The sequence below is a fragment of the Terriglobus albidus genome (assembly GCF_025685425.1).
GTDB classification, from domain to species: Bacteria; Acidobacteriota; Terriglobia; order Terriglobales; family Acidobacteriaceae; genus Terriglobus; species Terriglobus albidus.
In genome coordinates, this window is sequence record NZ_JAGTAS010000058.1 from 1 (window position 1) to 19,107 (window position 19,107).

The window sequence follows — 19,107 nt, forward strand, 5'->3', positions numbered from 1 at the left end:
CAGCGAGCACAACACCTCAGACCATGGATCCATCAGTACAACTGGCACCGACCTCATGCTAGCCTCAATCAAGCTCCACCCATCAGCAGATCCGGCCTCAAAGACAACAACCTGTTGAGACACCACATCTAGTGCGGGTATTGCGGCCGCTCCCACGGCCGCGGATTCACCGGATCGTTCTTCCAGCTCTGACGCTTGCCCAGGTACCACATCACGGCGCCGAACAGGAACATGATGATTCCCCACTGCAGGTTCAGATTGTCGCCCAGCGACTTCTGATAGATGGCTGAGCCACGGGTGAAGAATCCATAGACGGTCATCAAGCCACCGGTCACAAGAAACATCAGGCCTAGCGGAAAACGGATATCGAGTCCCATGCGTTCCTCCTTATGCGAATACCAGGTTGAGAATCACCAGCAAGACCAGCACAGCGATCGCGAGCGATGCCGGCTTCTGCCACCAGGAGAGGTGCTCCTCCACCGGCTTGGGTGTGAGCGAATAGACCAGACCGACGAGTTCGGGTTCAGGCCGCGGCTTCGTCATCAGGCTGATGGCAACAGTCACCAGCAGATTGACGGAGAAGGCCACAATTGCGGTCCAGAAGTTCTGCGCCATGTCGCTCGGATAAGTGTGGACGAGCTTGATCCAGGCACCATGGAGGCCGGGAGCCGCATCCTGCGGCAGTGTCAGACCATGATGCAGCAGAGCTGCACCGGTACCCAGAATCAGACCGCTGAAGGCGCCGTGTCCGGTAGTCCGCTTCCAGAACATGCCCAGAAGGAAGGTGGCGAAGAGCGGCGCGTTCACAAAGCTGAAGACCAGTTGCAGCGCATCCATGATGTTGTTGAAGCTAGTCGCTGCGTACGCCGCACCGATGGAGAGCAGAATGCCGCCGACAGTCGCTATGCGTCCCATCATCAGATAGTGAGCATCGGTAGCGCGTTTGTTGATGTAGCTCTGATAAATGTCGTAGGTCCACACCGTATTGAAGGCAGTGACGTTGCCGGCCATACCTGACATGAAGCTTGCCAGCAGAGCGGTGAGTCCCAGGCCGAGGATACCGGACGGGAAATAATGGAGCAGCAGGGCCGGAATGGCAAGGTCGTAGTTATAGACCGGCTGCCCCTTATCGTCGAGCATCGGAGCTCCGCTGACCGGGTTTACCTTCTGCGGAATAATCCCGAGACTCGTTCCCGCAGTGCTGGCGCCGACGAGATGGTTTTGCGCGGCATGCTGCACCGCAGGAACGCTGACCGCGATCAGGCCGGGCAGGATAACCAGGAAGGGAAAGAACATCTTCGGGATGGCTGCGATCAGAGGAACGCGGCGGGCGCTCTCCTCAGAGTTAGCCGCCATGGCGCGCTGGACAACGAGGAAGTCCGTGCACCAGTAGCCGAAGCTGAGCACAAAGCCGAGTCCCATAACCAGGCCGAACCATTCCACGCCGAGCGGGTTGGTATTGGCATGGGTCATACCCTGCCAGGAATGCGTCATCGGACCAGGCAGACGCTGCTGAATTCCATGCCATCCGCCGACATTCTTCAAGCCCACCCAGACCAGCGGCGCAAAGCCGGCCACGATCAGGAAGAACTGAAGCACTTCGTTATAGATGGCCGACGTGAGTCCGCCCAGGAAGATATAGGCCAGCACGATGACGGCGCTGAGAAGGATCGAGACATGGAAGATGTACTGGTCGGGAATAATGCCGTGGAACAGACCCAACGTCTGAATCAGCAACGCCATGGCATACATGGAGATGCCTGAGCTGAAGACGGTCATGATGGCGAAGCTAAAGGCATTGACCGCCCGGGTCTTCTCATCGAAGCGCAGCCGCAGGTACTCCGGCACGGAACGAGCCTTTGAACCGTAGTAGAAGGGCATCATAAAGATGCCGACAAAGACCATGGCAGGGACCGCGCCGATCCAGTAGAAGTGGCTGGTGGCGATGCCGTATTTAGCGCCTGAGGCGCCCATGCCGATGACTTCCTGAGCTCCCAGGTTGGCAGAAATGAAGGCCAGACCGCAGATCCAGGCCGGAATGGAGCGACCGGCAAGGAAGAAATCGTTGCTGGTCCGCATGTAACGCTTCAGCGTAAATCCAATGCCGAGCACGAAAACGAAATAGACCAGCATAATCAGCCAGTCGATGAAGGTCAGGGTCACGTATGCAATCCAGTCCTGACGATTTTGGGCAACATCGTCATCGCGCTCATTCTAACCGGATTAGTGATATCTCACGGAAGCCCTTTCCTGCGGGTGTCGGCAACCTTACCAAGGGGAGGTGCATCGTACGTCGTTAACCAGGAGAGTTCGGCTGCGTCGCGTGCCACTCGGGCGCGGGATGACGGTCAGGCTAATATGAAGCTCGGAGTCTCCCAGCGATCAGGGGCCCACGAAAGATTGCAGTACTTATGCTTCATTTCCTGCCGAACAAACGTATGCAACCGACGGTTCTCTTGATTGACGACAACGCGGTCCAGGCAGCCACGCGGCAGACGATTCTGAAGCGTGCCGGCTACTTCGTCATCCCCGCCCTGAATCCGCAACGCGCATTGGAGCAGTTTCGAGCCAATGAGTTTCCCGCAGTCATCGACTTGGTGATTACGGATCACATCATGCCCGGCATGACCGGGGCGGAGTTTGTGCGCGAGCTTCGCACCTTTGCCCCGACCCTGCCTGTGCTGGTTATTAGCGGCATGGAAGAGGCGGAGGATGAATATGTGGACCTGAACGTGAACTTTCGTCTGAAACCACTTTTGCCGGATAACCTTCTGGCCAGCGTCCACCAACTCATCCATCCAGGTAATGGCGGCGAAAAACGCGATATCGCCTAGCTGGAACCGGTCGGGACCTGATCGTGACATGGCGGCCGACGCGCGATCTTCGGCCGATCAGTCCGCTAACCGCGCAACCTCATTGCCCGGCATGCCTCTGGCCTGAGAAAATGAGCGGTGGAGCCCTTCATGCCGCACCCCATGCCTACCTTTGGCAGTTTCTCCCTGCTGCTGGCCCTCGTGCTTGCTGTCTATTCCCTGGCTATGGGAGGGGCATCGCTCTGGCAGATGGCAACCGGCCGCGCCGGTCGCATCGCCCCTGAGCGCCTTTCAGAGACTGCCCGCCGCGCCGGCATCATGACCTTCGCCGCAGTCTCCTGCGCGGCCTTCGCCCTGGTATGGGCGGCATTCACCAATGACTATTCGGTGGCCTATATCCTCCACCACACCAACCGCGACCTGCATCCGGCGTACAAATTTTCTGCATTGTGGTCCGGGCAGGAGGGTTCGCTACTGCTGTGGAGCTGGCTGCTGGCTGCCTACGGTTTTGTCCTGCGCCTCCGCCATAAGGTCGACGTACGGCTGACTGCGCACGCCTCTACGATCCTGTCCGGTGTTCAGGTCTTTTTCCTGCTCCTGCTGGTCTTCGCCGCGCCGCCGTTCTCCATCCAGCCGGGCGAGATTCCCCCGGACGGCTTCGGTCTCAATCCCCTGCTGCAGTATCCGGAGATGGTGATCCATCCCCCGATGCTTTACCTGGGTTATGTGGGCTTCACCGTTCCGTTCGCCTTCGCCCTCGGCGCGCTGATCATGCGCTACCCCGGTGAGAAGTGGATTCACATCACCCGTCGCTGGACAATGGTGACCTGGCTCTTCCTGACCGTCGGCATCTTCCTGGGCGCGCACTGGGCGTACTCGGTGCTCGGATGGGGAGGCTACTGGGGATGGGACCCGGTTGAGAACGCCAGCCTGATGCCATGGCTAACCGGTACGGCGTTCCTGCACTCCGTGATGATGCAGGAGAAGCGCGGCATGATGAAGAGCTGGAATGTCTGGCTCATCTTCTCCACCTTCATGCTTACAGTGCTGGGAACGCTGCTGACGCGCTCCGGCCTGGTGAGCTCCGTCCACGCGTTCGCGCAATCCAGCATTGGAAACTGGTTTTACGGCTTCCTCGTTCTCGTCTTCTGCGTCTGCCTCTTCGTCTTTGTACGGCAGCGCGATCACCTGAAGACAGAGAACAAGCTCGAATCGATCGTCTCCCGCGAGTCCAGCTTTCTTTTCAATAACCTCATCCTGCTGGTCGCCTGCTTCACAGTGCTATGGGGCACGCTCTTCCCGGTCCTGAGCGAGTATGTGCAGGGCTCCAAGGCTACAGTCGGAGCGCCGTTTTATAACCGCGTCGCTCTGCCGATCGGTCTCTTCCTTCTGTTCCTTACGGGTGTAGGACCATTGCTGGCCTGGCGCAGCACCACCCTGCGGACGATCCGCCGGAACTTTGTACTACCGTCGATTGCGACTGTCGCCACTGCTATCGGCCTGATGTTTGCGCATATCCGCCCTTGGGAAGATCAGTCTGAGCTCTACTCTCTCATGGCTTTCTCTCTCGGCGCCGGCGTCATCACCGCGATCCTTTCGGAGTTTCTGCGCGGCGCCAACGTCGTTCGGACGCAGACCGGTAAGAACCTCTTCGCCGCTTCGCTACAACTGATCCAGCGCAACACGCGTCGCTATGGCGGCTACATCGTTCACTTCGGCGTAGTCGTCATCATTGTCGGTATTGCGGGAGGAGCTTTCAATCAGTCGACCGAACAGGAGGTTGGTTTCGGCGACAAGATCAATATCGGTGGGTATGAACTGCGTTGCCAGTCCTACACGCAAGACTCGAACGCCAACTACGACACCGAGTACGCCCTGCTGGATGTTTATCGTCATGGCAACTACGTGACGCAGCTTGCGCCTGAACACCGTTTCTACAGCGCCAGTCAGACGAACTCTACCATCGTGGCGAATCGTTCAACCCTGCAGCACGACTTGTACGTCATCTATGAGGGCAAGAATCCGGAGACAGGCAAGCCAATTATCAAGGCGTTCCTGAATCCGTTGATCGCCTGGATCTGGATCGGGGTATTGATCATCATCCTGGGAACCTTCGTTGCACTCGCACCGGCCATCAAACCGGCGCTGGCAGCTTCTCGTGTAATGCATACAGAAGCCGTTGCGGTTGGGAGTGGTGACTAATGCAGATTTCTTCTTTCATGCATCGCCTTTTCGCACGCACGCTTCGGCATCGCATGGTGCAACTCGGCGCGGTTTTATTTGGAGCCGTTCTTCTGATGGCTGCTGCGGATGACAGCGGTACGCGCTTCAACAAGATTGGCCACGCCATGATGTGCGCTTGCGGTTGCGGCCAGATTCTGCTGGAGTGCAACCATGTGGGCTGCCCGGACTCTGACCGGATGATCGGCGAGCTACGGACACAAGTTGCGAGCGGCGGCGACGATACTTCGATCTTCAACTGGTTTGCCGCGAAATACGGTCCAACGATTCTTGCCGCGCCGATCCGCGGCGGCTTCGATACCGTGGCCTGGATTACTCCCGTAGCCGTCTTTCTGCTGGCAACGATCGGCACTGCTTTTCTGGTACGCACCTGGGTACGCCGCCGTAGAAATACTGTGACTACACCCGAGGGTATTCCGGTTCAGTTGCCGGAGAACGACGCGATGCGTGAGCGCATTCGCCGGGAGACGGAATACTGATGGGACTGGTTGCCGCTGCTGTTTTGACTCTTGCCTCGCTGACCTACATCTTCTGGCCGGCCGAGAACCCTTTTTCGCAGCGCGCTAAGTCGCGCCTCGACTATCTCCGCGAGCGCAAGGACGCCGTGTACGAGAACCTGCGCGACCTGAACTTCGAGTACAAGGCCGGAAAATATCCGGAAGAGGATTACGTCACCCAGCGGTCTCTGCTGGAGAATGAAGCGGCAGAGATCATGGGCGAAATGGAGCGCCTGGAACGCGCATAAGGCATTTTTTCCGCATCAGCAGTATTAGGGTGGTGTATCAGAATTTTTTGACAAAACGTTGTCATCCTGAACGAAGTGAAGGACCTGCTTTTCAACCCTTCGGAGGCAAAAGCTAAGGACCTGGGGACGTTGCCCCAGGTGATATAGAACGCGCCTTCAGCGCTTAGAGCCAGGGAACCTTTTGTTTCATTATTCTCATGTCTGCCGGGTGCCCACCCTTCGCGGTTCCCAACGAACTTGTTGTTGGAGTGAACGCTCGCAATGCTAGGGTGGGGTAGGGAATACCCCAATCTTCTGAAGAAACCGCACAAACAAATTGTCCGCCCCCGGGCGAAGGACTCCGGTTTTGACTATCCACTTCCCACCTCTCCCGCGCTACGATAGTGGCACCGCGGAGGGGATATGACCCAGTCGATCTTCCCGATGATCCATGTGCCGGACGTTCGAGCGACAGTGGAGTGGTACGTCTCCGTCCTCGGCTTCACCAAAACAGGCGAAAACATTGAATGCGGCGAGATGAACTGGGCGCGCGTGCGTTACGGCGCCAGCGAGATCATGCTGAACATTGGAGGCCACCCCAGTGAGGCCTTCCGGCGCGAATTCGATCTCTACCTCTACGCCTCAGACGTGGACGCACTATACGAGCGTCTTCATAAACGGGTCGACATCGTTGAGCCACCGCATGACACCGAGTACGGCATGCGTGAGTTCATCCTGCGGGATTGCAACCGCTTTTGGATCACCTTCGGACAGCCGATTGGGAATTGAAGAATTGAATGATTGAAAAATTGAATAAGGGCTAAGCCTTCGCTTGGGTACTTATACCGTACGTCTTCAACTTTCAACTTTTAACTTTCAACGTCCAGCAACGGGCTCTGCCAGAGCCATATTCACCTGATCGGCCACTGCCCCTCGATGTTACATTCCTTTTAAAGCCGCACAATCCATCCAGGAGTCCTGCTGTGAGTCTGCGCCGCACTGCTTTACTGGTTGTGTCTTCGCTTCTCTCCTCTCCGCTGCTGGCGGCCGGCCATGAGCCGCCAAAGTACACCCCACAGAAGGGCACTGAGATTCTGTGGGATACGTGGGGTGTTCCGCACATCTACGCGAAGTCCGTTGAAGATATGTTCTACGCCTATGGATGGGCACAGACAGCAGCTCATGGAAACCTGTTGCTCACCGTCTACGGCAATGCGCGCGGCAGAGCCGCAGAGTACTGGGGACTGAAAGGAAATCCCATCAGCCCAGCGGCGAATAATCTCAACAACGACACCTGGGTGTGGACCAACGGAATTCCGCAGCGCGGCGAGGAGTGGCTGGCGGCGCAGACGCCGGAGTTCCGTAAATATCTCGATGCCTTTGCTGCCGGCATTAATGCCTATGCCGCGGCCCACGGCGACACGTTGAGCGCGGAGGCAAAGCGTGTCCTGCCCGTAACGACGCTGGACATCATCACGCATGAAGAGAAGTTCGTGAACTTCACCTTCGTGGCAGGACCGCGCCTCATGTTTCCGGCGCGCAATGCGGGTACCTCCGAAGCCGCGTTAGAGCCTCGCATGGCTCCCTTTGTAGACGACGATCCCGCTGCTCCAAATATGGACATGGAAGACGGCTCCAACGGTTGGGCTATCGGTCCCTCGCACTCGGCCAGCGGTAAAGCCATGCTACTGATGAATCCGCACCTGGCCTGGGCCGGCGAACAGAGCTACTTTCAGGTGCAGCTCACGGCGCCGGGCATCGACCTCTCCGGCGCCACGCAGATTGGCCTTCCAGTCCTACGCTTCAGCTTCTCGCCTTATAATGCCATTACCAACACGGTGAATACCAACGATGGAGCCGACCTCTACAAGATCGTTCTCAAAGACGATGGGTATCTCTTCGATGGCAAGGTGCTTCCCTTCAAAGTAGAGACGCACACCCTCAAGATCCTGCAGCCGGATGGCAGCACCGAAGAGCAGGCACTCACGATCAAGTCTACGGTTCACGGCCCCATTATTCGAACCGACAACGGCTCACCCATCTCCCTCCGTGTCGCCGGACTCGATAAGCCGCAGATGTTGGATCAGTACTGGCACATGGACACGGCCCATACCTTTGCCGAGTACGAGGCACAACTCAAACGCCTGCAACTGCCCATGTACAACGTGATGTACGCCGACCGTGATGGACACATCATGTACTTCTTCGCCTCCACCCTACCCAAGCGTAGCGAGGGTGACTATGCCTTCTGGGGCGGCGTGGTTCCAGGTGACGATTCGAAGTATCTGTGGAACGAATATCTCCCTTACGAGCGGCTGCCGAAGCTGATCGATCCACCGTCAGGCTATGTACAGAACTCCAACGAACCGCCGTGGGATGCGGGCTGGCCGACGATGTTAGATCCGGCGGAGTATCCCCCCTACGTCGCTCCGAAGTTTCCGCACTTTCGCTCCGATCGCGGCCTGCGCATGCTTTCAGAGGACAAGAAGATCAGCTTCGATGCACTGACGGCCAGAAAGCTCTCGACTCATATGGAGCTTGCCGACCGCATGTTGCCTGAGCTTCTTGAAGCTGTGAACCAGTACGGCAGCGACAGGACGAAGAAGGCTGCCGATCTACTAAAGAGCTGGGACCGCAACGCCGAAGCCAGTTCCCGGGGAGCCCTGCTCTTCTATGTCTGGTCGCAGAAGTTCACCAATGCGCAGTTGACCATCTCCACCGCCTCCGGCTCACGAAACTTTGCTGTTCCTTACAAGGTGGAGGAACCGTTGACCACTCCACGTGGCTTGAAGGACCCGAAGTACGCTGTGCAGTTGCTCGATGAAGCGATCGACGAGACCATCAAAACCTATGGCGCGCTCGATCGCCCCTGGGGTGACGTGATGCGCTTCCAGATCAATGGCCAGTCGGACGGCAACACTACCGCGGAACGTGGCGCCCCCATTGACGGGGTGGACCTGCCAGGCAACGGAGGCTACGGCAATCTGGGCATCTTTCGCGTCGTCACCTTCGGGCCGATTGCGAACGGAATCAAAACACCGGTACACGGCGACACCATCACCATGGCGGTGGAGTTCAGCAAAGTACCGCATGCCAAGGTGCTGGTCAGCTATGGCAACTGCTCGCAGCCGGGCTGCAAACACCACACCGACCAGCTCCCGCTGATGCGCGACAAACAGTGGCGCGACCTGTGGCTGAGCCGCAAGGACGTGGAAGGGAACCTCGAAAAGCGCGACCCGCTGAAGTAAGGTATATCGGCAAATTCGTTTTGTAGTTTGTTAGTGATCCGGGGTATTCTTTGCCCCTAGCGTTGCGAGGGTGGGGCACCCGGCCAAGGAAAGTAACCGACGGCCCCGACTGTACGAATACCGTGCAGCCGGGGCCGTCCGTTTTATCCTGAAGAGGTGACTTCCTCTAAGTTTCAGCGCCTGTGCGCTTCCCTTCTCTTCGCGATTCCTGCCATTGCCGCCGCGCAGGGCACCATCACCGGCACCGTCATGAACTCGACGCGCAACAAGCCTTCCGCCGGCGACGAGGTAACGCTGATCCGCCTGCAGCAGGGCATGCAGGAGTCCACCAAGACTACTACCGACGCCAAAGGCAAATTCACGCTTCAGGTACCGGATGCCGGCATTCACCTGGTGCGCGTCACGCATGACAAAACGCCGTACTTCCGTCCCGCTCCTCCGGGAACAGAGTCCGTTGAGGTTGAGGTCTTCGACAGCGCTCCCAAGGTAAACGGCATCGAGTGGGAGGCAGACGTGATGCGTCTGCAGACCGACGAGAGCGGAAAGCGGATGCGCGTGGTTGAGAACTTCTTCGTAAAGAACGACTCCAACCCGAAGAAGACGCAGTACTCTGACCGGCCCTTTGACTTCTGGCTGCCGGCCGACGCGACTATATCCGGTTCTGCAGCACTTGGACCGGGCGGTATGCCGGTGCAGTCTTCGCCGATACCTCTGGAAGAAAAGGGCCACTACGCGTTTGTCTTTCCCATCCGTCCCGGCGAGACACGCTTCCAGGTCTCTTATGAGCTGCCCTATAACGGAACGCTGACGCTCGGACCCCGCCCGACGATGAAGACCGGCACTATCGCTCTGATGATGCCGAAGACCTTCAAATTCCAGGCAGCCGCAGGAGCGCAGTACAACCTTGTCGAAGAACTGAATGCACAGACGTATGTCGCGCGTGACATCGCTCCCGGCGCCAAGCTTGGATTTACCGTCTCCGGTACCGGCCAACTGCCGCGCGATGCAGCACAGACCAGCGCTGATGGCCAGCCCGCGGCGGCTGGCGGCGATAGCCAGGCAGCAGCGACAGGCGGATCGGCAGCGACTGATACCAAGCCGGGCGGTGGACTGGGAACGCCGATCGATACACCCGATCCATTAACCAAGTACAAGTGGTGGATTCTCAGCGGCTTGGCGTTGCTGCTCGCAGTTGCAGCAGGGTTCTTCCTCAGTGGCAAGCCCGTACAGCCCGCTGCCGCAACGGCTGGAGCTGCGCCAACCGCTCCCGCTGCACCGTCCGCTCCTCCCCTGTTGCAGACGCTTAAGGACGAGCTCTTCGCTCTCGAAACAGATCGTGCAACCGGAAAGTTGAGCGAGGCGGAATACACGGAACAGAAGGCCGCATTAGAGGTTGTACTCAAACGCGCGATCAACCGGTCGTAAATAACTTGAGGCTGCCCGCGGGCAGCCTTAAGTGTTTGGCAGTTTTACCGCGAAGGGTGGGGCCCCGGCGAACTTGTTCGCCGGGGCTTAGCGTTGGGGCATCGCGCTTCGCGCGACCTTTTTTGTCATCCCGAAGGGATCCTTTTTCTCTTACCCTGGTAGGAAACCTCGGTAGAAAAGCAGATTTCTCCGCTAACGCTCCGAAATGACAAATCAAAAGCGGGGACAATACGCCCTAGCTCAGAACCGTGAGCTTGCCTTCCGGCGTCTTCTCGATGGCGTGTAGCAAACGACCGTCTCCATCCAGATGCTGCAGCATCAGCTTCTTCGGTGTCACCGAGAGGTGACTGAAACCGTAGACCTTGTGTGCATACGGCCCGCGTACCGTGGGATCGACCTTGAGGTCATACAGGTCCGCACCGCCACCTCCTGACAGAAAGTAGGTCGTCGGATGCCCTTCGAACTCCAGATGCTGCAGATCGTGATCATGTCCCGCCAGATAGGCATGCACACCGTACTTGCGGAAGAGCGGGTCCCAGTCGCGGATCAGGATCTGATGGTCACCGTGCGGCCCGTCGGAGAAGACGGGATGGTGCGCGATCACGACCGTAAACGGAGTCTTGCGTGGCTTCTGGAGCTCAGCTTCAAGCCATGCGAGCTGTGCGACGCGCTCCTCTTCTGTCAGAGTGAAATCGATCGTCGGCTTGCCGTCCTTCCGCGGAGCGATCGGATGCGGCATGTTGCTGTCGAGCGCGATGAAGGTGATCAGCGGATTCTTCTTCGGGAACTCGAAGGTGTACCACTTCGCCGGCATGGTCCAGCGGCTGTGGCCGCGGCGAGCGTACTCCAGCTCTGCTTCGACCTTGCTCTTCGGAAAATACTGGTAGTCATGGTTGCCCAGCACAGCATATGCGGTGCAGTCGAAGACACTCTTCGGGTACATCTCTTCGAAACCGGTCTTCCAGCGCTCGGAGTCCACACCGCCCTCCAGTGCTTCGTACCAGTTATCACCCAGCATCAGCAGCGCCTGCGGTTTCAGTTTCTCGCGAAGCGTATAGTCGGCCATTCCTTTGGCGACAACCTGCTGTGCGGCGGGATTCAGATATCCCCAGTCACCCAGCATCAGCAACTCGGCTGCTGCCGGATCCTTCGGCATCACCTTGGCCAGGCCATGGCGCGAAGCCCACAGCGCCGTCGCGCTGAAAGCAAAACTCTGCCGCAGAAAGCGGCGACGATCGAGGTGGAGGTTTTCCATACGCCTGGTATATCACTGACGTATGAACGGCGGGTGACTGCCCAGCATCGTCGGCCGACCCCGCCACGTCTAATAGGCAGAAGGACGAAAACGCCTATGAATACGTTGAAAACCGCCATGTTGCTGACATCCCTGACCCTGCTGATGATGTTCGTGGGAGAGTACTTCGGCGGGCAAAACGGCATGGTACTGGCGTTTCTGCTGGCTGCCGTCATGAACTTCGTCAGCTATTTCTTCTCGGACAAGATCGCCCTGGCGATGTATCGCGCGCAGCCGGCGACCCGCGAACAGCTCCCGCGGGTGTATTCCATCGTGGAGCAGCTTGCCTACAAGCAAGGCCTGCCTATGCCGAAGATCTATCTCTTGCCTACAGAGTCTCCCAATGCCTTTGCGACCGGGCGCAATCCGAAGCATGCCTCCGTCGCCGTGACCGCGGGCATTCTGGATCTGTTGGATGACGAGGAACTGGAGGGTGTGCTCGCTCATGAGCTTGGACACGTACGCAATCGCGACATCCTGACCAGCTCCATTGCAGCGACGATCGCGGGAGCCATTACCTTGCTGGCGCAGATGGGCCGCTTTGCCATGATCTTTGGCGGCTATGGAGACCGGGACGGTCGTGAGCGCGGCGGCGGCAGCATCGGCGCGCTTCTGATGCTGATTCTTGCGCCCGTCGCAGCTATGCTGATCCAGCTTGCTGTCTCGCGCTCGCGGGAGTATGCCGCTGATGCCTCCGGAGCAGAGCTGACCGGAAACCCGTATGCCCTGGCGCGCGCACTACAGAAGATTGATGCATACTCACGCCGTCTGCCAATGGATGCAACGCCATCGACGGCACACCTGTTCATCTCTGCGCCACGCCTGCGCGCCAGCGATCTGGCGGGACTTTTCAGCACACATCCTCCGATGGAAAAACGCGTGCAGCGCCTCATCGGTCGTGATCGGATTTAGCAAATTCACCCTCACTGCAGAGTTATAGAGCGGGCCTTTCAGCCCTTTAACATCTTGTGGGCATCGAAACCTGGGGCGTTGCCCCAGGCTGGTATAGAGCGCGCCTTCAGCGCTTACCTACCCGGGTGCCCCACCCTCGCAACGCTAGGGTGGGCTCGAACGCCCCTAAATTCCTGACAAAGAATCAAATCGAATCTATCGACCATCGTGGCTAACTTGCCCCAAGCCCCTTGCTGCGACGACACTTGAAGCATGGTTGCCTTTCTTCGTTCCCTCCGGCTGCTCTCGCTTATCGCCTGGATGGGCGGCATCGTCTTCTTCGGCGCCATCGCCGCACCCGCGATCTTCTCTCCTCAGGTGCTGGAGATGACACAAGGCAACACACGGATCCCCGGCATTATCGTCGGACTATGCCTTACCCGGCTGCACTGGGTAGGTCTTGGCTGCGGCATTGTTCTTGCGTTGACCACGGTCCTGCTTTATCAGCGCAGCCATCGTAACCGGCTGCAGATGCTGGCCATCGTCAGCCTCACCGCGCTGATGCTGTGCCTGACGATGTATATCGGCTTCCACATCATGCCGCTGATGGAACATGATCGCCAGCTGGTGGGTGGTGATTTCACGAACCTCCCGCTCACTAATCCGGAAAGAGCCGACTTTGACCGCCTGCACCAGGTTTCCACGCGTCTGGAGCAGATTGTCCTCCTCTGCGCACTGGGAGTCACACTTGCCATGGCGAGCGAAGATTTGCCGCAAGACCGGACCGTGTAGCTGCTGCAACGTTTCCGCCCCGGCCCCATCCAATGAGAGACTATTGATTGGAAAGAATTTAACTGAACTCTCCTGATGTCTGCCTTTGCCCTAAGCCTTGCTCTCGGTACTGTCGCCGGTCTCGCCGACTTCTTCGGCGGCCTGCTGCTCGTACGCCGCTCGCCAACGACGCGCTCGCTGCGTTATTTCGTCGCCCTGGGTTCGGGCTTTATGCTGGCTGCCGCCGTTCTGGAGATGCTTCCCGAAAGCCTGAAACTGGCGCCGACCTGGGCTCCGCTGCTGGTACTGGTGGGCTACTGCGGCGTCCATCTGATCGAGCACACCATCACACCCCACTTTCACTTCGGTGAAGAGACCCATCATGACGAGTTCATCGCCCGCTACAAATCGTACTCAGTACTCCTGGGTCTGGGGGTCCATACGCTCTTCGACGGCGTGGCGATCGCCTCAGGCTTCCTGATCTCGAACTGGCTGGGCTACATCGTCTTTCTGGCGGTCTTCCTGCACAAGCTCCCCGAGGGATTCACGGTAGCTTCAGTCATGCTGGCCAGTGGACAGTCCCGAAAGACGGCCCTGAATGCTGCCCTTTCGCTGGGTCTGGCTACCCTCGCCGGGGTCTTTCTTATCAATATCTTCCCTTCATGGGTGCATATCGGCCTGCCGGTCTCTGCGGGTGTCACCATCTATGTAGCCGCCACAGACCTTGTCCCAGAGGTGAACCGTGAGCCCGGCATTCGCATGGCGCTTGTCTTCTTTGCCGGCGTCGCGATCTTCTTTTTACTTCGTCTCATCGCTGGTTAAGGGCTTTCTTAAGCGACGTTTCCCGCAAAATTCGGTAGGCTTAACCAAGTGTTTGTCCGTGTCCTAAGTCTCTGTCTGCTCAGCGCTACCGCCTTCGCTGCCGAGCACATCACACTGCGTACAGGCTTTACGCTGGACTGTGTCCGCCGTGAAGCAGCGGCTGAGCCTGGCCGGGTCCGGCTTTACACCAGCGAGCAGAGCTATCTGGAGGTTCCACAGGAAGCCATCGCTCAGGCTGAGTTCTTCGAGCTCCCGTCGCCGTCTATTCGAACGGAGCTGAAAGAGACGGTGACGAAAGACGAGACATCTTTAGAGCGTGCAGCGGCGTTTTCATTGCGGAAAACGCCCATAGATGCGGAAGCCCTACACGACACCCGCAGGGAAAATGCTCTAACCGCCTCTGAGCTGCACCAGTTGCTTGCCTCGGCTGGGGCAGCACATCGCGTTGACGCTGACCTTCTGGCCGCGGTAGTTCGTGCCGAAAGCAACAACCAGCCCGCTGCCGTATCCCGCGCTGGAGCGCAGGGACTGATGCAGCTTATGCCCGGTACAGCCCGCGAGCTCGGCGTACACAACAGCTTCCATCCCGGGGAAAACGTCAATGGCGGCTCAGCCTACCTGGACGCGCTGCTGACCCGTTATCACGACAATATGGCCATGGCGCTGGCGGCCTACAACGCCGGACCTGGAGCGGTGGATCGCTATCATGGCATTCCTCCCTATCGGGAGACCCGTGCCTACGTAGCCCGCGTCATCCGCGAATTCAACCGGCGTAAACTCGAGGCGGAGACCCGCAACGCAACGGCACAGGCCCAAGCTCAATGAAGGACAAGAAAACTCCGGCCTCCCTGGCAGCACTCGCAGTTCTTGCCATCCTGATCTATCTTTTTCGCTCGAAGATCCACTTCGATTTCGGCCTCTTCGTGCGCCAGCTTCGCTTAATCGACTACAGACATGTCGCTGCCGGCGTTGGCCTGATCTGGGGCACCTATCTTTTCCGTTCCTGGCGGTGGACCATTCTGCTGGGGAAACTCCGCAAGGTTTCGCCGCTCTCGCTGACGGGCTCGCACTTTATCGGCTTTACCGCGGTGGCCATCTTCGGGCGCCTGGCTGACCTGTCGCGGCCCTACATCATTGCGAGGCGCACCAAGACCTCGATCGCGCCTCAGATCGCGATCTATACCCTGGAGCGCATGTTTGACCTGGGATCGGCAGCCCTGGTCTTTTCGACCGCACTGCTCTTTCTGCCAAAGAACATGCCACACCACGAGACTTTTGTCCGGGTAGGTGCTTTCTCGCTTGCGGCGACCATGGCAATCGCCATCTTTGCGATTGCCATCCGGATCGCCGGTTCTGCACTGGCAGCCATGGCCAAAGCAATTCTTGGCAGGCTCTCTGAGGGGCTCGGTGAAACCGTGGCGGAAAAGATTCTTGGCTTTCGTGAAGGATTAGGTGCAATTCCCAGCGTTGGTTCACTCGTGGTCACCATCATTCTTTCCATCGTCATGTGGGCGATGATCGCCGGAGCGTACCTGGAGACGGGACATGCCTTTGTCCATACGCCGCAGCTGGGAACACTCACCTTTGCCAGTGTCATGCTGCTGATGGCTGCATCGCTCGGCGGATCGCTGCTGCAGCTTCCTGTCATTGGCTGGTTTACTCAGATTGCCGCCACAGCCGCCTCCATGCAGGCGTTTTATGGCGTGCCGATCGAGGCTGCCACAGCCTGTGGAGCGCTGCTTCTGATTGTGACCTCGCTCAGCATTATTCCCGTCGGCCTGGTCTTCTCCCGGATCGAAAGCGTCTCTATCGGTAAAGTTGCCGAGGCCAGTGAGCACGCAGCCGAGACATCCGCTTGATAAAATCAAATTATCCCGATGAAGTGTCCCTACTGCGGATTTACGCAAGACAAGGTCGTTGACTCCCGCGAAAGCAAAGAAGCCGACTCCATACGTCGACGGCGCGAATGTGAGCGCTGCAACAAGCGCTTTACCACCTACGAGCGCATCGACGAAATTCCCTACATGGTCGTAAAGAAAGACGGCCGCCGCGAGAAGTTCGACCGGCAGAAGGTCCTTTCCGGCATTCTGCGCGCCTGTGAAAAGCGCCCGGTCTCGGCTGCAAAACTGGAACGCGTCGTCGATGAGACCGAAGCCTATGTTGTGGACTCACCGGAGCGCGAGCGCACCACCTCCGAGGTTGGCGAACTCATCATGTCTCGCCTCAAAGAACTGGATACTGTAGCCTATATCCGTTTTGCCAGCGTCTACCGCGACTTCAAAGACGTGGGAGAGTTCAAAGAAGAGCTGGAACAGCTTCTTCATCGCGAGAAGCGCTCCTTTTGATTTATTTCCGGATACGTGAAGGGGCACGGTGTGGCCGTGCCCCTTCTTCGTTTAGAACTCCGGCGTTACCGGCAATGCGACTGCATTGACACCTTCGGGGTCGTCCAGCAGCTTGACGAAGAGCACGGTTCCGTACGGGCGTGGCACTTCAAGCTGGCTGTCACCGAAACCCGGTGGAACCTCTTTGGCATTGTCGAACTTGCTGGTCGCCGCCACAGATTTCAGCAAGTACAAACTGCTGCCAACCAGGCGGCAAGCCTTCGTGTCGTCCACCGGGCAACGAATCTCTTTCAGCGTCGGCGTTCTCACCAGCGTCGCCAGCGGCTGCCAATCTCCCTGAGAACCATCTGCCCCTACAGCGCGGAACTGCAACTTGCCGAAGGCCGAGGCTCCCAGCGCCTTCGATGGATCAAGGTTCGCAATCGCCGTAGATGCATCCTGCAGCACCAGCGTTCCATCGTCAAAGCTCAGCATCGTCTTCAAGGAGCCATCTTTGGTCGCAACCTCGATCTTCTGGCTGCGAGGAAAGGCGCCATTCGCCTTCAAAAAGAACGTGAGCTTATCCGAAAGAGGAAGATCGTCCTTATTCGATAACCGAATGGAAGGCGCGCCGCCATTGGGCGCTGTAATGTGCCGGTTCACCAGTGTGACGGTTGGACGCGCCTCCAGAATTGAGGCTTGAACATCAACCGTCCTTCCATCTCTCAGATGAGCATGCGCTGTCGTTGTCTCACCCGGCTTGACCTTCAGCGCAGGGGCATCCTTAGGCAGGCTTAGATTCAATATGCTGCCGGGCTCACCGGACGGCGTGAAGGTAGCGCCGTTTAGCTCTACGGACTGCACTTGATCCAGCGAGCTACCTTCCAATACTCCGGATGTGTCACCGGCGTGCAACTTGAACGAGGTAAGTTTCGCCGCTTCGTTGTACGCCTTGGTCTCCACCTCCTGTGGCTGCTGCTCACCGTACTGCTCTACTTCGATACGTAGATCGCCCGGATTCACGTCTTTAAGCATTGCCTTGGCCACAAGTTGCTTCGGCTGATCTCCGGGATGAAAGTCCGCATTGATCTTCTTCGGACCGCTGACGATTTGTACTTTCTCAACGCAACCGATACCCGTGGAAGCAAGCGCGAAGGAGTGTTCGCGCCCGACAATAACGCCATCTTCCGAGACCAGCTTCCAGCCCTTGCCGGGTTCGTCCTGCAGCGGGAGAGTTGGTCCGTCAAAGGAATCGAAGCCCCACTGCCCATGAACCGTGCCGGTCAGCCCCGCCCCTGGCGATGCGGGTTTGGATACCATTGACGTATCATCCGCCATCATGGAACGCCTGCCATCCTCTGCCGTGGAGGTCAGCACCAGCCCGCCCTTGGAGGCATCGGCTACCAGTGGAATATCTCTTCCTTCCGGAGTATTTACATGCAGCACCAGGTCATGCGCGATGCCGGTTGAGAAGACCAGCGGCGCATTCTGCAGGTGCAACACGACCTCCGGCTTGAGCAGGCAGGTCACTTCCTTTGGATTGCCCGGCTGTAGCGGAGGCAACTTCGTTGGCTGGATGCCTGGCAGGGCAATCACAATCACTGACTTCGGATTGTGAAACGAGGGAGCGGCATTGAGACGGAGATTGAAGTGATCCGTATCAGGAAACGCTACCGCAGGAATGTACTGGTATTGAGCGGTATGCATGTTCGTCAGCAGCTTGGTCAGATCGACTACCGCGCCGACATACGCACTATAAGCGCCACCGCCGAATGGAGCGGTCGAAGCCGCGGCGCCGGCCAGGTCGGCGCCACCATTGTTGGCTAGCTCGGTTACGATGCTGGCGCCGTGGCCATCATCGAGCAGGGTCTGGTTCCCGCTCTGCGTCAGACAGACGACCTGCTGATCCGCGGGCTGGTTGAAGCAATCGGAGTTGGGCTTGAGAGCGAGTGTCCGCGCCAACGCCTCTGAGCGGTCCGAGAGCAGCTTGGCATCGTTCGTCGCCGGAATCTGGCGCATCCCAGCCAGGTAACGCTCAATACGGGCCTGCTCGAAGCCAAGCTCCGTCAGGTCCTGCGAGGCGCGTACAAAGATGCCGGGGCGGCCGCGCACAGCCGACTTCAACGTTCCGAAGTCCCCACCCGTCTCAGGAGCGAGAAAGAGCAGCGCCTGCTGCGCCTCTTTCGGCACAGTGACGAAGACGCCCTCTTCTTTAACCTTCTTGTTCCAGCTTTCGATCTTGGTGAACCAGTCATCTGGCGGCGGGTTGGTGGTTCCCCGCAGAAAGGCCGCAATCAGCAGCAGATGCACCGACTGAGATTCCGGCAGCTCGGGACGTAACCAGAGCCGGTCCCCAGGCTGCAGGTTCGCAACCTGCGCAATCGGGAGCGTGCGGCTGCCGCGTGTAACACGGATATCGACTTTGGGTCCCGTGAGATCGAAGCGGGCAGGGTCCGCCTGAACCGCGGTAGCAGCACAGAGTGCGGCAAGAGAGAGGAGTCGAACAAACAGGCTCATCGTTCTAGGTTAGATCGACCAGACCCTCGGATGGTTA

General features: G+C 58.3%; 17 protein-coding genes and 1 pseudogene. 14 read left to right on the top strand and 4 right to left on the bottom strand.

Translation table 11 applies throughout. The features are described from left to right. A pseudogene (locus OHL21_RS19290) lies at positions 1-132 on the top strand (IS481 family transposase); the annotation flags it as partial. On the opposite strand, the gene OHL21_RS19295 reads toward OHL21_RS19290, so the two are convergent. Both OHL21_RS19295 and OHL21_RS19300 read right to left on the bottom strand, forming a co-directional pair. Next, positions 129-377, bottom strand: a complete 249-nt coding sequence (locus tag OHL21_RS19295) for a hypothetical protein (RefSeq protein WP_263418937.1) — start codon at positions 375-377, stop codon at positions 129-131. The pseudogene OHL21_RS19290 and the gene OHL21_RS19295 sit on opposite strands and share 4 nt — an antisense overlap. Positions 378-387: 10 nt before the next feature. Continuing rightward, entirely contained in the window at positions 388-2,163 is a 1,776-nt protein-coding gene (locus OHL21_RS19300) for a sodium:solute symporter family protein (RefSeq protein ID WP_263418938.1), read from the bottom strand. Positions 2,164-2,438: 275 nt separating this feature from the next. On the opposite strand from OHL21_RS19300, the gene OHL21_RS19305 reads away from it, so the two are divergent. The 7 genes from OHL21_RS19305 to OHL21_RS19335 all read left to right on the top strand — a co-directional run bounded on the left by OHL21_RS19305 (position 2,439) and on the right by OHL21_RS19335 (position 10,451). Further along, a complete protein-coding gene (locus OHL21_RS19305) occupies positions 2,439-2,834 on the top strand; it encodes a response regulator (protein ID WP_263418939.1) in 396 nt (131 codons plus the stop codon). Positions 2,835-2,963: 129 nt separating this feature from the next. Beyond that, complete coding sequence (locus tag OHL21_RS19310) at positions 2,964-5,015, top strand: heme lyase CcmF/NrfE family subunit (protein WP_263418940.1); 2,052 nt, start codon at positions 2,964-2,966, stop codon at positions 5,013-5,015. A gap of 17 nt (positions 5,016-5,032) precedes the next feature. Then, positions 5,033-5,533 carry a cytochrome c-type biogenesis protein gene (locus OHL21_RS19315; protein WP_263418941.1) on the top strand — a complete coding sequence of 167 codons (501 nt, stop codon included), beginning with the start codon at positions 5,033-5,035 and terminating at the stop codon, positions 5,531-5,533. Next, the gene (locus OHL21_RS19320; RefSeq protein ID WP_263418942.1) at positions 5,533-5,799 is read left to right on the top strand and encodes a hypothetical protein; all 267 of its coding nucleotides are present in this window, start codon (positions 5,533-5,535) and stop codon (positions 5,797-5,799) included. Before OHL21_RS19315 ends, OHL21_RS19320 begins: the two co-directional genes overlap by 1 nt. A 402-nt stretch (positions 5,800-6,201) precedes the next feature. After that, entirely contained in the window at positions 6,202-6,567 is a 366-nt protein-coding gene (locus tag OHL21_RS19325) for a VOC family protein (protein ID WP_263418943.1), read from the top strand. A gap of 194 nt (positions 6,568-6,761) precedes the next feature. Next, the gene (locus OHL21_RS19330; RefSeq protein ID WP_263418944.1) at positions 6,762-9,026 is read left to right on the top strand and encodes a penicillin acylase family protein; all 2,265 of its coding nucleotides are present in this window, start codon (positions 6,762-6,764) and stop codon (positions 9,024-9,026) included. Between the two features lie 156 nt (positions 9,027-9,182). Then, positions 9,183-10,451: a carboxypeptidase-like regulatory domain-containing protein gene (locus tag OHL21_RS19335; protein ID WP_263418945.1), complete on the top strand. Its 1,269-nt coding sequence runs from the start codon at positions 9,183-9,185 to the stop codon at positions 10,449-10,451. Between the two features lie 235 nt (positions 10,452-10,686). On the opposite strand, the gene OHL21_RS19340 is transcribed toward OHL21_RS19335, so the two are convergent. Next, a complete protein-coding gene (locus tag OHL21_RS19340; protein ID WP_263418946.1) occupies positions 10,687-11,706 on the bottom strand; it encodes a metallophosphoesterase in 1,020 nt (339 codons plus the stop codon). Positions 11,707-11,802: 96 nt separating this feature from the next. Here OHL21_RS19340 and OHL21_RS19345 point away from each other — a divergent pair, with 96 nt between their 5' ends. The 6 genes from OHL21_RS19345 (at position 11,803) to nrdR (ending at position 16,574) form a co-directional block, all read left to right on the top strand. Then, positions 11,803-12,657, top strand: coding sequence for a zinc metalloprotease HtpX (locus OHL21_RS19345; RefSeq protein WP_263418947.1), 855 nt, complete (start codon positions 11,803-11,805; stop codon positions 12,655-12,657). 252 nt (positions 12,658-12,909) lie between these two features. Beyond that, positions 12,910-13,428: a DUF4149 domain-containing protein gene (locus OHL21_RS19350; RefSeq protein WP_263418948.1), complete on the top strand. Its 519-nt coding sequence runs from the start codon at positions 12,910-12,912 to the stop codon at positions 13,426-13,428. Between the two features lie 75 nt (positions 13,429-13,503). Next, positions 13,504-14,229, top strand: a complete 726-nt coding sequence (locus tag OHL21_RS19355; RefSeq protein ID WP_263418949.1) for a ZIP family metal transporter — start codon at positions 13,504-13,506, stop codon at positions 14,227-14,229. Between the two features lie 48 nt (positions 14,230-14,277). Further along, positions 14,278-15,054 carry a lytic transglycosylase domain-containing protein gene (locus tag OHL21_RS19360; RefSeq protein WP_263418950.1) on the top strand — a complete coding sequence of 259 codons (777 nt, stop codon included), beginning with the start codon at positions 14,278-14,280 and terminating at the stop codon, positions 15,052-15,054. Beyond that, positions 15,051-16,088: a lysylphosphatidylglycerol synthase transmembrane domain-containing protein gene (locus tag OHL21_RS19365; protein WP_263418951.1), complete on the top strand. Its 1,038-nt coding sequence runs from the start codon at positions 15,051-15,053 to the stop codon at positions 16,086-16,088. The genes OHL21_RS19360 and OHL21_RS19365 overlap by 4 nt, the downstream gene beginning before the upstream one ends. A gap of 18 nt (positions 16,089-16,106) precedes the next feature. Continuing rightward, positions 16,107-16,574 (top strand): transcriptional regulator NrdR, encoded by a 468-nt coding sequence (gene nrdR, locus OHL21_RS19370; RefSeq protein WP_263418952.1) that lies wholly within the window; start codon positions 16,107-16,109, stop codon positions 16,572-16,574. A gap of 51 nt (positions 16,575-16,625) precedes the next feature. Here the strand turns inward: nrdR and OHL21_RS19375 are convergent, their stop codons facing one another. After that, positions 16,626-19,070, bottom strand: coding sequence for a hypothetical protein (locus OHL21_RS19375; RefSeq protein ID WP_263418953.1), 2,445 nt, complete (start codon positions 19,068-19,070; stop codon positions 16,626-16,628). Positions 19,071-19,107: the final 37 nt, after the last annotated feature.

What these genes read in the sequence shown, in the direction of transcription:
- OHL21_RS19295 (WP_263418937.1), bottom strand. Translation starts at nt 377, where the DNA reads ATGGGACTCGATATCCGTTTTCCGCTAGGCCTGATGTTTCTTGTGACC.
- OHL21_RS19305 (WP_263418939.1), top strand. Translation starts at nt 2,439, where the DNA reads ATGCAACCGACGGTTCTCTTGATTGACGACAACGCGGTCCAGGCAGCC.
- OHL21_RS19310 (WP_263418940.1), top strand. Translation starts at nt 2,964, where the DNA reads ATGCCGCACCCCATGCCTACCTTTGGCAGTTTCTCCCTGCTGCTGGCC.
- OHL21_RS19315 (WP_263418941.1), top strand. Translation starts at nt 5,033, where the DNA reads ATGCATCGCCTTTTCGCACGCACGCTTCGGCATCGCATGGTGCAACTC.
- OHL21_RS19320 (WP_263418942.1), top strand. Translation starts at nt 5,533, where the DNA reads ATGGGACTGGTTGCCGCTGCTGTTTTGACTCTTGCCTCGCTGACCTAC.
- OHL21_RS19325 (WP_263418943.1), top strand. Translation starts at nt 6,202, where the DNA reads ATGACCCAGTCGATCTTCCCGATGATCCATGTGCCGGACGTTCGAGCG.
- OHL21_RS19340 (WP_263418946.1), bottom strand. Translation starts at nt 11,706, where the DNA reads ATGGAAAACCTCCACCTCGATCGTCGCCGCTTTCTGCGGCAGAGTTTT.
- OHL21_RS19345 (WP_263418947.1), top strand. Translation starts at nt 11,803, where the DNA reads ATGAATACGTTGAAAACCGCCATGTTGCTGACATCCCTGACCCTGCTG.
- OHL21_RS19350 (WP_263418948.1), top strand. Translation starts at nt 12,910, where the DNA reads ATGGTTGCCTTTCTTCGTTCCCTCCGGCTGCTCTCGCTTATCGCCTGG.
- OHL21_RS19355 (WP_263418949.1), top strand. Translation starts at nt 13,504, where the DNA reads ATGTCTGCCTTTGCCCTAAGCCTTGCTCTCGGTACTGTCGCCGGTCTC.
- OHL21_RS19365 (WP_263418951.1), top strand. Translation starts at nt 15,051, where the DNA reads ATGAAGGACAAGAAAACTCCGGCCTCCCTGGCAGCACTCGCAGTTCTT.
- nrdR (WP_263418952.1), top strand. Translation starts at nt 16,107, where the DNA reads ATGAAGTGTCCCTACTGCGGATTTACGCAAGACAAGGTCGTTGACTCC.
- OHL21_RS19375 (WP_263418953.1), bottom strand. Translation starts at nt 19,070, where the DNA reads ATGAGCCTGTTTGTTCGACTCCTCTCTCTTGCCGCACTCTGTGCTGCT.